The organism is Oscillibacter sp. (assembly GCF_032018205.1).
GTDB lineage: Bacteria > Bacillota > Clostridia > Oscillospirales > Oscillospiraceae > Oscillibacter.
In genome coordinates this window covers 1-13,887 of the sequence record NZ_DALZOY010000013.1, presented here as the reverse complement: position 1 = coordinate 13,887, position 13,887 = coordinate 1, and the positions used below count along the sequence as shown (strand labels likewise).

Here is a 13,887-nt window from a genome sequence, read left to right as displayed (position 1 = left end):
CGTCATCCAAAGGTACTTCCTTCCTCCGTCAGGCTTTCTTGTCTGCATTAAACCTGATTCTAGTCATAAAGTCAATATGCGCTTGTACTATTTCACCATATTTGTATGCATAAACAAAACAAATTTTGCGAAAATCAAAAAGCAACGTACAATCTTTCAGGAGTACTTGCTTTTTATTGATTTTTTTGTTTAATATTTTACTGTAAAACTATATATTTGTTCAAAATTTTATGATTCCAGCCATGTCCTTACAAGCCGCAAAGACTATACATACTTGCCCATTTCATGCCTGAGGGCGGGAACTTCCTTTTGAAAGTGGATTATTTTATGGTCTGCATGTCCAATTTCTTGTACAAAGATGGGATAAGTTTCAAAATTTGTTTTGGGCACATTGCGAAAAACGCAGAAAAATTAACTTAATTTTTTAGCTATATTATGGTAACTCTGGTATAATCAAACTATTGATCATAGAGACAGAGGTGGATACAATGGCGTCAAAGTACAGTATTTTAGCCGGCATCCTGCGGGAGGAACTGCTCCGCGGGGGCATTTCAGGCGGCTACAAATTTCCCACGGAAGCGGAGCTGGCCCGGCGATACCGGATGAGCCGACAGACCGTGCGGCACGCGATTCAGCTTCTGGCGGAGGAAGGTCTGGTGGCAACCCGGCAAGGCAGCGGCATCTATGCCACCGGAAAACCGGTGGATATTGCCTCCCGTCAAGTTGCGGTGATTACATCCTTTTTGGACGACTACATTTTCCCGACGGTGCTCCATGATGCGCAGACTGTTTTTGCGCAGGAGGGCTATTCCACGCTGGTGTTCTCCACGGAGAATGAAGTTATGCGGGAACGGGAAATCCTATGCAAGCTGCTTTTGGAGCCAGTACGGGGAATCTTGGTGGAGGGCGCGAAAACAGCCTTGCCCAGCCCCAACATTGATTTGTATGAAAAGCTGCGTCAGGCGGATATTCCCATTGTCTTTCTTCACGGCGCTTATGCCGAATTGGCCGGCGTCCCCTGCGTCTCCGACGACAATTACGGCGGCGGCTATCAGTTGGCCCGTTATCTCATCGGAAAAGGGCATAAAAACATCGCCGGAATCTTTAAAAGCGACGATATTCAGGGCCCTCAGCGCTACCACGGTGTGGTCTGCGCCCTGCGGGACGCAGGCCTTCCCATCCGTGACGACAGCTTCCGCTGGTATGATACCCACGACCGGACCGTGCTGCTGGACCAACGTGATCCACAATTGCTCCGGCATCTTTTGGAGCCGCAGGCCTCCGCCTCCACGGCAGTCATCTGCTATAATGATGAAATCGCCCACCTGCTGGTGCAGGCGCTGCTCTCCATGAAGATCAGAGTTCCGCAGGATATGGCTGTGGTCAGCTTTGACAACAGCTATTACAGTCAAATCGGCTCCACGCCCATCACCTCCCTGTGCCATAGAAACAACAAGATGGGGCATGTCGCCGCCGAACAGTTGATTCATATGTTTCAGGGCTTGGGCGGCTCCTCTCATGCGCTGGGTTGGGAGCTGATAGAGCGCGCCAGCAGCTAAGCTCGACCAAATCTAGTATTTTAAAACCGCGATGGAAGTTTTCCGGCGGATATGGTATTCTGTTAAAAAAGGCGGCGGAGACCGTCTGGGGGAGGGACCGTTTTGCTGCGCGTATTTTTGGTGGAGGACGAGAGCATCATCCGGGAGACTCTGCGGGACACGGTGCCTTGGGGGCAGTATGGATATACGTTTGCGGGGGAAGCCGGCGATGGTGAGCTTGCCCTGCCCATGATCCGCCAGACAAAGCCGGACGTGCTGATTACCGATATCCGGATGCCCTTTATGGACGGTCTGGCCCTAAGCAAGCTGGTACTCAGCGAGCTGCCAAAAACAAAGGTCATCATTATTTCCGGCTATGACGACTTTGAGTATGCCCATCAGGCCATCGACATCGGCGTGGAGCAATTTTTGCTCAAGCCCGTTACCAAAAGTAAGCTTTTGGAGGTACTGGAGCATATCCGCGAAAAGATTGAGAGCGAGTGGGTTCAGGGCGGCTACCTGACGCAGTTTCATGTGGAGGCACAGGAATACGAGCAGTATGCCCGCCGCCGCTTTTTTGAGCAGGTAGTGGCTGGGCAGCTCTCCATCCAGCAGATTTACGAGCAGGCCGACCGGATGGATCTGGACCTGCGGGCCCAGTGCTATACCATTGCCTTTTTCTCGATCCTTCCGGAAAAGCCAGGGGAAGCAGAACAGTACTCGGAGCCGGGGGCGCAAATTCGGGACGCGCTGCTGGAGCATTTTCTAAAATATCCGGAATATACCCTCCTGCGCTGGAATCTGACCACCTATGCCGTGCTGCTCAAGGGGGACACCGCCCGGATGCCGGACTATATACGGCGGTGCATCGGCACTGTTCAGGGCCTATATGAGTCAGGCCCTTCGGGAATGAGTTGGTATGTGGCGGTAGGAACCCCCACACAACGGCTCAGCACGCTGCCCGCCTGCTTTGAAGAGGTATCCCGTCTGTGGGCGTACCGGCACATTGTGCCGGAGCGGCACGTTCTGACGAAAGACACTGTGGACTTTTTTGTCGGTACCGGCGGCGACGGCAATTTGACGCGGCTGGACGCAGCCAAGGTCAATCCTTCTATTTTACTGGGGGTAATGCGCAGCGCCGGTGTGGAGGAAATCCCCAATTTTGTGGACGAGTATCTGGGCGGCATTGCGGAGGCCCTTGAATCAAAGCCCTTTTGCCAGTACCTCATGCTGAGCGCCCGCTTCACCGCCGCAGAGTACGCCCAGACGCTGGGCTGCAACCAGGAGACGTTTTTAGACAGCCTCGGCTGTCTGGAGCTGGTGGGCCGGAACGTCACAGCAGAGGAACTGAAAGAATACCTGAGCGAGGTTTTAATCGCCGCGGCGGACCTGCGGGACAAAACCTCCAACCGCCAGTACCACGGTCTCTTGCAGCAGGCGGTCCGCTATCTGGACCAGCACTATATGGAAAACGAGCTTTCGCTGAACCGGGTGGCTCAGCAGGTCAATATCAGCCCCAACTACCTCTCCGCCGTGTTCAGTCAGGAAATGGGCTGCACCCTGACGGAATACCTGACGGAAAAGCGGATGGAAAAGGCAAGGGAGCTGCTGCGTTCCACCGCGAAGCGCTCCGGAGAAATCGCCTTTGAAGTGGGGTACAAGGACCCCCACTATTTCAGCTTTCTCTTCAAAAAAGCGCAGGGTTGCACCCCCCGGGACTATCGCGCCGGGAGGGGCAGGCCATGAAGCTGTTTGCCCGTGCGGACCAATCGCTTTCGGTCCAGAGCAACATGCGCCGGCTTCTGGTGTCCTTCGCCATGCCCGCCATCGTGATACTGGCGGCTATTTTGGGGCTGCTCACAGCCTACAACCGGCACTACGAGGGTCTTTTGCACAACGTGACCACGGCTTCGGAGTTCAATCAGGATTTCAAGGAAACCATCGACCTTAAGATGTATTACTATGTCATTGAAAGCCAGTATTCCGAAGGTCTTCCCATCGGAGAGGTGGAGGACGCCCAGCTTCTGGCCCGAAGCCTTCTGCGCACCACCACCCAGAAGGAGAGCCGTCTTGCAATTTCCAGCGTACTGGACCTGTGTGAAAATCTGGAGGAAAAGATTTTTCAGATTGAGACAATCCAAAGCTATGACGAGCGGCAGGCCCAGCTTGAAAACAACATCTATGTGCTCACCGCCCTAATTCAGGAATATATGTATACCTACCTCTATCACGAAGCAGTTTATCTGAACACCCTGCAAACGCAGTTCTCCCACCAGATTTTCGTGGAGGTTGTGCTTGTGACGATTCTCATCATCGCTCTGGTGCTGCTTTCCACCCGGCGAAGCTTCCGTCTGGGGCAATCCATCACAGGGCCGATTGTAAATCTGTGCGACCGGGTGGAGGCCATCAGTACGGGGGACTTAAACGCCCACACGCCGGTGCAGTCCGAAATGTACGAGATTCAGACCCTCAGCGTGGGCGTGGAGCAAATGGCAAGCCGTCTCAACGCCCAAATCCGGGAGAACACACAAAAGCAGGCAACGCTGCGGCGAACGGAGCTGGCGCTGCTTCAATCTCAGATTAACCCCCACTTTTTGTACAATACCATGGATACCATTATCTGGCTCATCGAAGCGGACAAGACGCAGGAGGCGGTGGAGATGGTTTCCAATCTCTCCGACTTTTTCCGCCATTCCCTGAGCAAGGGCCGGGACGTCATCTCCTTGCAGGAGGAGGGCCGCCATGTTTGCAGCTATCTTCAAATCCAGCAGGTGCGCTATAAGGATATTCTGCATTACACCGTCAACCTTGCCCCGGAGCTGGGGGAATTTCTGATTCCAAAGCTGACGTTGCAGCCGCTGGTGGAAAACGCCCTCTATCACGGGATCAAAATGAAGCGGGGGCTGGGCCACATCTATGTGGTAGGCCGGGCGGAGGACGGCGACGTGGTGCTTCAGGTGACGGATGACGGCGTGGGGATTCCGCCTCAGCGGCTGGAGGAACTGCGTCAGGCTATGGCCCGGGGCGAGCGAGTGGGATTCGGTCTCTCCACGGTGCATGAGCGTATCCGGTTGTTCTTCGGCCCGGGCTACGGGCTGACGCTTACCAGCCGTGAAGGAATCGGCACCACCGTGACAGTTCGGATTCCGAAACGCTTTTTGCAGGAGGAAAGCACGCCATGAAGATACGATGGATACTGCCCGCGTTGATTTCGGCGATGATTTTGTCCGGCTGCGCCGGACAGACGCCTTCTTCCCCGCCCGAGAATGCTTTGATTGTCGTGGGCATTTCTCAGGTGGGGGCCGAATCTGACTGGCGGGTGGCCAACTCCGAATCCATGAAAGCGGTTTTCACCGAGAGCGGCGGCTATCGCCTTCTGTTTGAGGACGCCAAGCAAAAGCAGGAAAACCAGATCACTGCTATCCGCAAATTCATTCAGCAAAAGGTGGACTATATCGTGCTGCTGCCCCTGCGGGAAACCGGCTGGGATTCCGTGCTTCAGGAGGCCAAAGACGCCGGAATTCCCGTGATTGTGGCTGATCGGATGGTAGATGTGAAGGATGAAACTCTTTTTGTCGCCCATGTGGGGTCCAACTTTCGCATGGAGGGGGAAAAAGCGGTGGCCTGGCTGGAGGACTACGCCCACTCCGGAGGAAAGGAAACCCTGAATATCATTCATATTCAGGGCACAATGGGCTCCACCGCCCAGATTGGCCGCACAGCGGCGCTGGAACAGGCATTGGAAAGCCACGCTGACTGGACGCTGCAAGCCCGGCTGGACGGGGATTTCACGCAGGCCAAGACCTATGAAGAAGTGAAACAATACTTGTCCGAACAAGAAGTTCCCCCGGAGATTGATGTGGTCTACTGTGAAAATGACAACGAGGCCTTCGGCGCCATTCAAGCGCTGGAAGAAGCCGGATATACCTGCGGCGAAGGCGGCATCGCCGTCATCTCGTTTGACGCCACCCGCAACTGCCTTACCCAGTGCCTGAACGGAAAAATTTCTCTGGCGATGGAGTGCAACCCCCTGCTTGGCCCGCTGACAGCAGGCGTTATCCGGATTCTTGAATCAGGGGGAACCCCTGAAAAGGAGCACTATATCGAAGAACGTTCCTTTACAAAAGAAACGCTGACGGAGGAAATGATCGCCGCTCGGCTATATTGATTTCGGCACATACGGCTGCCGCTGCCCCGCAATTTGGCTGAAAGATTCATGAGTCAGGCAACCCCCGCAAAAAACGGCAGTTCCCCCTGAGACTTCTCAAGGGGAACTGCCGTCGCTTTATTGATACAAAACTAAGTGCAGTCATCATTCCACGCCGCATCAATGCCTGTGAGACTTGGTCTTCCAGCAGGCTTCTTTGCCCGCTTTTGGTCACTTCAACAAGCTGCCCTCGCCGCCCATTAAGGCCACCATCTCCTCTATGCGTTCCAGCGGAAACGGCGGTTCGCACAGAGGCTTCCTCGCAATGCTCATAAGCTTCATCAGATTATCGTCCGCCGCAACACGGTTAGAAGAAAGAGCGCCGCAAACACGGCATCGGTGAATCACCGCCCATTCGCCGCCCTTGCGCACCCAGACAGCCACAGAAAAAGAAAATCTTTTTGTCGAATCTTGTCCGACATATCCTCTTCATCCCTCAGTATGCAATCTCTTTTTGCAGGAAGGTCCCCCGGTCCAGATCGTCAAACGCCTTCTGCAATTCGGCCTTCGTGTTCATGACAATCGGGCCGCCCCAGGAGACAGACTCATCCAACCGCACAGAGCTGATAAAGAGGACCTGCGCGTTTTCTGCGCCCGCCTTAATTTCCACATGGCTTCCCGCTGTAAGCTTTACCGCGGTTTTTTCCTGAATCAGCTCTCCGCCCACGGTCGCGCTGCCCAGCAGCGTGAAAACCATGACGGAACGCGTATCTTCCGTATTGATCACGACGGAAGCCCCGGCATTCAAATGAATATCGTAATAGTCCAGCGGCAGATAGTTGCTTGCATAGCCCTTTTTGTCTTCATATTCCCCGGCGAGCAGCCTTAGCTTTCCGTTTTCCAGCGGAATCTCTTCGATTTCGGTATTTTTGATACTGTGATAGGCTGGGGGACACATCTTGTCCTTCGCCGGGAGATTCAGCCAGAGCTGCACACCCAGCATTCTTTCAGCCGCAGGCAGTTTTTCCTCGTGCAAAATCCCCGAGCCTGCCGTCATCCACTGAACCTCTCCGTCTCCAATGGTATCCGAGTTTCCAAGACTGTCTCTATGGGTCATTTGTCCGCGATAGACGTAGCTGACGGTTTCAATTCCTCTGTGGGGATGCATGGGGAAACCGGCGGTGTACTCATCCGGGTTTATACTGTCAAAGGAGTCAAGCATCAAAATCGGGTCGTATTCCTCAACGGTCCCATGTCCCAAGACGCGAACGAGACTCACTCCGGCTCCGTCCTGAGTTCGGAATCCCTGCACCTTCTGCTGAACTTTTCTTTCCATATACTTTTCCTCCTGCGTAAATAAATCGACTTCTCTGCCTTTGTGGCCTTTTTCTTTAGGGATAGCAAATACGTCCCCCAATTCTGTGGGTTTGATGGCACTTCAGTCATATCTTAATCATACCACACATCTTTTCACAAAAAAAGCCTCAACCCGCGTTCATTGAAAATCTCCATTATGCCGACCTACTGTTCATCTTATGGGCACCATGAGATACTCTCCCGGCTGAACCTGAGAAAGCACGGCCTCCGAAATAGTGGGTGCCGCATCAAGGCCGAAGCCCACGCAGCAGCCTTTTTTGCCCGTCAAAGGAGACTTCCACTGACTCATCCCCTATTCTTTCTCTATAATCCTCAAAACATTGTATTGACTTATTGCTCACATAGGCGTATGCTAATTACGTCGCCGAACAGGGCGAACTAATTTAAAAGAGGTATCTCATGTTTCAAGACAAAACCATCGTTTGCAAGGACTGCGGCCAGGAATTTACTTTTACCGCCAGAGAGCAGGAGTTCTTTGCGGAGAAGGGTTTCACCAATGAACCCCAGCGCTGCAAATCATGCCGCGACGCCCGCAAGGGGAACGTCCGGGGCGGCAATGCTCGCCAGATGTTCGACGCTGTTTGCTCCGAGTGCGGAAAGCCCTGCAAAGTTCCCTTTGAGCCCCGGGGAGATCGCCCCATCTATTGCAGCGATTGTTTCCGTAGATAACCCTTGCACCCAGGCGCCTCTTCGGAGGCGCCTTTTTTTATTACTATCGCCCTCATTCACTCATTAGACGTTTCATAAAGTCATTTTTAAGCGCTTTTTATAATTATTTGCGGTTGATTTTACCACAATGTGGTATTATGCTTAAAAGTATCATAAATGAGGAATGCACCCAATCTCACGGGGAAGCTGCACTTCAGATTCATTTGCCGGAGCCGACAAATGCAAAATGGAAATTTATAGCCGCTCTCGCCCGGAAGACGCTATCGCAAGCGCCAGCGTGAGATTTCAAAATAGCGTCCCAGCTTGAAAGGCTCAATTCGGGCCAGAGTAAGCCAATCTTGCAATAGCACGCGGAAGGGAGTTATTTATGGGATCGTTTTATAGCGGACTGTTTACTATCTTGCAGACGCACATTGTCGCTGTGCTGGGCGGATACTTTATCGGCGGGTTAATCTTTGGGCTTGCCTGTCGGACAGTCGTAAAAAACAAAGGTCATTCAAACGATTCGTGTATCCGAAATGCAATCGGAGGATTTTTCCTTTGGTGGATATGGCTCATCGTTTGTGTCTGTAAACCCGATGCAAGGCCCATACGATACTCGGGCGCTGATGTTGTCAGGCTTGATGGCACGTCGGACACGCACTTCTGGGGCATGCTGTTATCCGGCGGCGCAATCCTTCTCATCGGCTGCGCGTTGCTTTTTAAGACGTGGTGGGGGCTTGCCGTGGCGGCAACCGGCCTTGTTTGGTGGATCACAATGTACGCAACCGCAGGCAAATAGACCGTAAAAAACCGCCCCGGTGCGGAATGAAATAGAAAGAAGATGTTTTTATGAGTTTTATGGACAATGCACGCAAAGAATCCTCCTATTCCGTGGCTTCCGGAAGTGATCTGCCCTATGTTGTTTTGCAGGTGACACTTAAAGAAAAGTTTATTGGCACCGGCTCCGGCAATTTGACAGAGCTGGAACATGTAATTAACACCCAGGCAGCAAAGGGATATCGTCTGCACACCATTTCCACAGCATCGGGACAAAGCGGCGGTTTGCTCGGCGGCGACCGCATTCAGGCCACCCTTGTCTTTGAACGCTTATAAATAAGAAAACCGCTGCGGCTTAAAGCCGCAGCGGTTTTTACAATTCTCACATTTTGCTTCTCAAAAATAACCATCCCTATATCCTCCTTTTATTTAATGGGTATCGTGGTAGTCTCCAGTACCGCTCAAATTCGTGGCCCATATTTAACTATTTAATTCACTGAATCTGTCTCATTTTTTCGCATTTCGTTTGGTGTGCAACCGAAGGTTTCCGCGAACGCCTTATAAAAATTCCCCTTGCTTTGATATCCCACTTCTTTGGCGATGTCATCAATGGTTTTTGTCGTATCAGTTAAAAGGAAAACCGCCTTTTCCATACGTATTGCCTTGATATATTCGTGGATAGACTGACCGGTAAGCTGCTGAAAAGCTCTTTGAAGCGTTTGTTTGTTAATGCCAATTGACTTTGCCATATCCTCAATAACAGGAGGCTGGACAAAGGATTGGTTTAAGATTTGTAATGCCGACTTCGCCGCATCCCTCGCTTTAGTAGTTAGACTTGGCGTCCTTTCCAAGCCAAAAGAAAGCGTGTAATCTACCAGCAATCCGGCGGCTTCCAAAGCTTTCCCCTGCAAAAACAAGAAGAAAGCTTCCCCGCTCATCTCAGCGGACTTGATTTCTCTGCAAATATCGGCCAATAGCGGAAGTGACACATCCCTGTTGTTCACTGCATGCGCTGTGCGATTCCAGAGATTGTCCGAAAATACTGCTCCGGCGCCTTCAAGAAATTGATCTGTTATATAAATCGTGGATGCTTTTTGCACTTCACCGGAAGAAAATCGCTTATACCATGGTCGCGGAAGATTATTTACATAACAGAACACTCCAAACCGGGCCTCATTGCGCTCGGTTTTTTTCTGGTAATAGCTCAAAGCCATATCCTCAACAAACGTGATTTGAATGCTCTTTGCCTGATAATAATACCGCTCCATCAAATCCGCATGAAAAACGATATCTGTATCAATAAAACAACAAGTTTCCGGGTTTCCCCATGCCTGAATATGCCCGGACGCAACTTCGGCCGGCGGCTCAAGGCAACTCCCATAGCGGATACCGGTTCGTTTCCATCCACACGCTTCATATTGACGCAGCATGTCTGATACGCTGTAAAAGCATTGCATATACGCACCCCTTTCCGGGTTCTGTTTCGGAATATATAGTTCTATTTAGGACAATTGAATAAGCACACTCTCAAATAAATCCCCTGTGCTTTCAGTATAAGAAGGCAAGTGCAAAATGTCAATAGTATCTATAAAGTCCTGCTTTTGAGGTCTTGAATCACACTTTGTCCAATGCTATACTTTTTTTGGTTAGATTTTGCTAACTCAAGAAAAGGAGGCACCTACATGAACAAAAAAAAGCCTGTTTTATTCAGGCTCTTTGATATCGCGGCCGAAGGAAAAGGCAAGCTGTTGCTTAGCTGTACCTTCATGTCCCTTGGCACGCTCTGCGGTATGATTCCCTACTTATCTGTTTATCATATCGCCCGGCTGCTACTTCCGGCGGCAAGGCAAGGCGGTCTCTCCGGCGGAATTTTACTGTGGAGCATTGCAGCCGCTATCAGTATATTGCTCAACACGGTATTATCCTTTTTCGGAAGCTTTGGCGCACATAAGGTTGCTTTCCGTGTGCTGTACGGAATTCGCATCCGTGTTATGGAGCATATGGGGCGCTTGCCGATGGGGTTCTTCACGGAGCATACCAGCGGAAGCGTACAAAAAACCATGGATGACAGCATCGAAAAAATCGAGATATTCATCGCACATCTGCTGCCTGATCTCGTCGGATCGGCGTGTGCTGTCTTGGCGCTGCTGCTTGGACTTGGCCGCTTGAACTTGTGGCTGGCTCTGGCGGTTGTTGCCGCCGTCATCCTTGCGTGCGCTTTGCAGCTTTCCGTATGGGGCGGAAACCGGGGACAGGATATTCTGACCGGGCTTGCAGCAGTATCGGGACAAATGACGGGTGCCTTTTCAGAATATGTCCGCGGAATTGCCGAGGTAAAGCTGTTTGGTCTGACGGGCACCATCACCAGAGGCCTCGGCGATACCACAAAGAAATACGGCAATTGGGAAATGAAACTTTACAAGCGGGTGGCTCCGTTTTATGAAGGCTATAAAACGATGATACTTTCCCTGCTGGCCGTCGTGGTTCCGGTGGGGACATTTCTCATTTGGCAGCATCCCGGAAATACATCGGTTTTACTGTCGGTCATTATGGGGCTTATCTTGACGCCCGCTATTTGCGCCCCGCTGATGGAGCTGGTCAACTACGGCACCCGCATGGGGGAAATCACTGTTGCACTGCATAATATCGACGAAATCATGCGCATGGAGCCGATGCCCGAACCGGTCACCCCAAAGATTCCGGAATCGTTCGATGTCAAGTTCCATGACGTATCCTTTTCCTATCAGGACACCGCCGATCCCTCTCATACGCTGGCACTGAGCCACATCAGCTTCACCGCGCCGCAAAAGCAAATGACCGCTTTGGTGGGGCCGTCCGGCGGCGGCAAAAGCACTATCGGTCAGCTCATTTCCCGGTTTTGGGATGTGACTTCCGGAAAAATCACCATTGGCGGCGTGGATATCCGGGATATCTCACCCTCGCGCCTGATGGAATATGTTTCGTTCGTATTTCAGGATACAACCATATTTTCAGATACCGTATACGGCAACATCACCATGAACAGGCCCTTGGAAAAGGAACAGGTGATTGCCGCCGCGAAGGCTGCCCGGTGCCATGAATTTATTATGCGGCTACCAAAGGGATACGACACCGTGATCGGCAGCGGCGGCGTTGGGCTTTCCGGTGGCGAAGCGCAGCGTTTAGCGATTGCACGAGCCATTCTCAAGGATTCTCCCATCGTTATCTTAGATGAAGCATTGGCCTATTCCGACGCAGAGAACGAAAACCTGATTCAGCAGGCAATTGACAAGCTGATTGAGAATCGGACGGTAATCATTATCGCCCACCGGCTGCCAAGCATTCAAGGTGCGGATCAAATTCTGGTGCTCAGCAGGGGCGAGATTCAGGAAACCGGCACACATGACACTCTAATGCGGCGGGACACTTTGTATCAGGAGCTTTGGACACTCCAAAACGAAGTGGACTCCTGGAGTATTAAAAAAGGCACCACCAATCGGGAAAGGAGCGAAGCCATATGAAACAGGTTCTAAAAAAGTTGACCTTTGGTCATCCAAAGCATTTGGCCCGCCCTGCCATGTGGCTTTTCTTTGAGGATTTTTTCAATCTGTTTCCCGCGATCATTATTTATGTCATCATCAACATGATTGCGGGCGCCTTTGGGGCGCCACACTCTCTGAACTTCCGCATGCTGTGGATTACATCGGGTGCTTTAGGGGTTCTGGCTCTAGCTCAGTTCGTGATCGGATACTTTGCTTACAGCAACAGCTTCCTGCCGTCGGCGGAGCATACGGCGGAGAATCGTATTTCCTTTGTAAAAAAACTGCGCCGCCTGCCCCTCGGGTTTTTCTCCAACAAGGAAAAGGGCGAGCTGATCAATAACTTTGCCGGAGATTTTTTAAGCATTCAGCAGGCCATGACCGGCACGCTTTCGGGACTTTTTAGCGTAGTGCTCTCCTGCGTGCTCACCTCCATTTTCATGTTCATTTTTAACCCTCTGATGGCGGCGGCATTTTATATCTCTCTGCCTGTCGCGGCAATCATTTTAACGGCTTCTATGAAAACGCTGGATCGAAATGCCACCCGCATTGCGCTGGCACGAGATAAGGCGGCAACCAATCTGGGTGAGTATTTAGGCGGTATGAAAACGCTGAAGAGCTATAACCAGACGGGAGAGGGCTTCGGAAAGCTGAAAACCGCATATCATCACCTGATGGAAACGTATATCCAAGTGGAAAGCGGCTCCGGCAGTTTGATGCGCCTGTGCACCTCTATCGTGCAGTTCGGTCTTCCCCTGATGTGTATGGCGGGGGGCTATCTGCTGATGGGCGGTTCCCTCACAGCCGTGGAATTTATCAGCATTATTATTATCGGCACGAAAATTCTCACGCCGGTGATTACGGCCGTCAACAATATGATGATGCTGAGAAATCACTATGTTTCGGCAAAAAGGCTGGACAGCACCATGCAGGCGTCGGAAATGTCAGGAGATGGTAAGCCGGGAAACGACCCCGAAATCTGCTTTGACCATGTGGGCTTTTCTTATACCGCGGGCGCAGGGCGGGTTTTGAAGGACACTTCCTTTGCGATTCCTCGCGGCGGCTTAACAGCCATCGTAGGGCCTTCGGGCAGCGGAAAATCCACCATTCTGCGGCTGATTACACGGTTTTGGGATGTGAGCGAAGGTGCAATTCTCATTGACGGAAAGCCTCTTTCCTCCCTGTCGCCGGAGCTGTGGCAGGAGAAGGTATCCATGGTGTTGCAGGATGTCTATCTGTTCAACGAAACCATCCGGGAGAATATCCTTTTCGGCAGAAAGGACGCCAGCGAGGGAGAGATGGCAGAAGCCGCCAAAAAAGCGGGCTGCCACAATTTCATTATGGCTCTGCCCGACGGGTATGACACTATGGTAGGCGAAGGCGGCAGTACCCTGTCAGGCGGCGAAAAACAGCGGATATCCATTGCGCGGGCGCTTCTCAAAAAAGCCCCGGTTCTTCTGCTGGATGAACCGACCGCCAGTTTGGACGCCCGAAACGAAGCTCTTGTGCAGCAGGCCATCAGCGAGCTTGTAAAAGATACCACGGTGATTATGATTGCCCATCGACTGAAAACAGTGCAAAACGCGGATCAAATCCTCGTGCTGGAGGATGGGCAGCTAAAGGAACAAGGCACGCACCAGAGGCTTCTTTCACAGGAGGGCTTGTATGCAAAGCTTTGGAATATGCAGCAAAAATCCCTGAACTGGAACTTTCGCGGAAAAGACTCTGCAGCTATACAGGGTACAGGCCGATGAGCGAGGTCTGGAAAAGGCGCGCAATAAACATTTAAGGCTTAACAGTTGCAGAAATTTCCCTCGATTCGTTCTGATGTTGTATAAATAAAGTTGACACCCTATTCTCAAGGATTTTGATATATAAT

General features: G+C 51.6%; 12 protein-coding genes. 8 read left to right on the top strand and 4 right to left on the bottom strand.

Translation table 11 applies throughout. From position 1 onward, the window contains the following. Nucleotides 1-488: 488 nt before the first annotated feature. The 4 genes from RTU96_RS10740 (at nucleotide 489) to RTU96_RS10725 (ending at nucleotide 5,706) form a co-directional block, all read left to right on the top strand. Nucleotides 489-1,559: a GntR family transcriptional regulator gene (locus RTU96_RS10740; protein WP_312636602.1), complete on the top strand. Its 1,071-nt coding sequence runs from the start codon at nucleotides 489-491 to the stop codon at nucleotides 1,557-1,559. Between the two features lie 102 nt (nucleotides 1,560-1,661). Beyond that, nucleotides 1,662-3,284, top strand: a complete 1,623-nt coding sequence (locus RTU96_RS10735; protein ID WP_312636600.1) for a response regulator — start codon at nucleotides 1,662-1,664, stop codon at nucleotides 3,282-3,284. Beyond that, nucleotides 3,281-4,720 (top strand): sensor histidine kinase, encoded by a 1,440-nt coding sequence (locus tag RTU96_RS10730; RefSeq protein ID WP_312636599.1) that lies wholly within the window; start codon nucleotides 3,281-3,283, stop codon nucleotides 4,718-4,720. Before RTU96_RS10735 ends, RTU96_RS10730 begins: the two co-directional genes overlap by 4 nt. Continuing rightward, complete coding sequence (locus RTU96_RS10725) at nucleotides 4,717-5,706, top strand: ABC transporter substrate-binding protein (protein WP_312636598.1); 990 nt, start codon at nucleotides 4,717-4,719, stop codon at nucleotides 5,704-5,706. The genes RTU96_RS10730 and RTU96_RS10725 overlap by 4 nt, the downstream gene beginning before the upstream one ends. 210 nt (nucleotides 5,707-5,916) lie before the next feature. Here RTU96_RS10725 and RTU96_RS10720 read toward each other — a convergent pair whose 3' ends face one another. The 3 genes from RTU96_RS10720 to RTU96_RS10710 form a co-directional block, all read right to left on the bottom strand. Continuing rightward, nucleotides 5,917-6,129: an RNHCP domain-containing protein gene (locus tag RTU96_RS10720; RefSeq protein WP_397356870.1), complete on the bottom strand. Its 213-nt coding sequence runs from the start codon at nucleotides 6,127-6,129 to the stop codon at nucleotides 5,917-5,919. A 52-nt stretch (nucleotides 6,130-6,181) separates the two neighbouring features. Beyond that, nucleotides 6,182-7,021 (bottom strand): pirin family protein, encoded by an 840-nt coding sequence (locus RTU96_RS10715; protein ID WP_312636597.1) that lies wholly within the window; start codon nucleotides 7,019-7,021, stop codon nucleotides 6,182-6,184. 192 nt (nucleotides 7,022-7,213) lie between these two features. Beyond that, nucleotides 7,214-7,351: a hypothetical protein gene (locus tag RTU96_RS10710; RefSeq protein WP_312636596.1), complete on the bottom strand. Its 138-nt coding sequence runs from the start codon at nucleotides 7,349-7,351 to the stop codon at nucleotides 7,214-7,216. 110 nt (nucleotides 7,352-7,461) lie between these two features. On the opposite strand from RTU96_RS10710, the gene RTU96_RS10705 reads away from it, so the two are divergent. Together RTU96_RS10705 and RTU96_RS10700 are read left to right on the top strand one after the other, a co-directional pair. Next, nucleotides 7,462-7,731, top strand: a complete 270-nt coding sequence (locus tag RTU96_RS10705; protein ID WP_293010144.1) for a zinc-ribbon domain containing protein — start codon at nucleotides 7,462-7,464, stop codon at nucleotides 7,729-7,731. Between the two features lie 831 nt (nucleotides 7,732-8,562). After that, complete coding sequence (locus RTU96_RS10700) at nucleotides 8,563-8,826, top strand: DUF4177 domain-containing protein (RefSeq protein WP_312636595.1); 264 nt, start codon at nucleotides 8,563-8,565, stop codon at nucleotides 8,824-8,826. Nucleotides 8,827-8,978: 152 nt separating this feature from the next. On the opposite strand, the gene RTU96_RS10695 is transcribed toward RTU96_RS10700, so the two are convergent. Continuing rightward, entirely contained in the window at nucleotides 8,979-9,920 is a 942-nt protein-coding gene (locus tag RTU96_RS10695) for an AraC family transcriptional regulator (protein WP_312636594.1), read from the bottom strand. Nucleotides 9,921-10,172: 252 nt separating this feature from the next. Between RTU96_RS10695 and RTU96_RS10690 the strand changes: the two genes are divergently transcribed. Next, nucleotides 10,173-11,990 carry an ABC transporter ATP-binding protein gene (locus RTU96_RS10690; protein WP_312636593.1) on the top strand — a complete coding sequence of 606 codons (1,818 nt, stop codon included), beginning with the start codon at nucleotides 10,173-10,175 and terminating at the stop codon, nucleotides 11,988-11,990. After that, nucleotides 11,987-13,762 (top strand): ABC transporter ATP-binding protein, encoded by a 1,776-nt coding sequence (locus tag RTU96_RS10685; RefSeq protein WP_312636592.1) that lies wholly within the window; start codon nucleotides 11,987-11,989, stop codon nucleotides 13,760-13,762. The genes RTU96_RS10690 and RTU96_RS10685 overlap by 4 nt, the downstream gene beginning before the upstream one ends. Nucleotides 13,763-13,887: the final 125 nt, after the last annotated feature.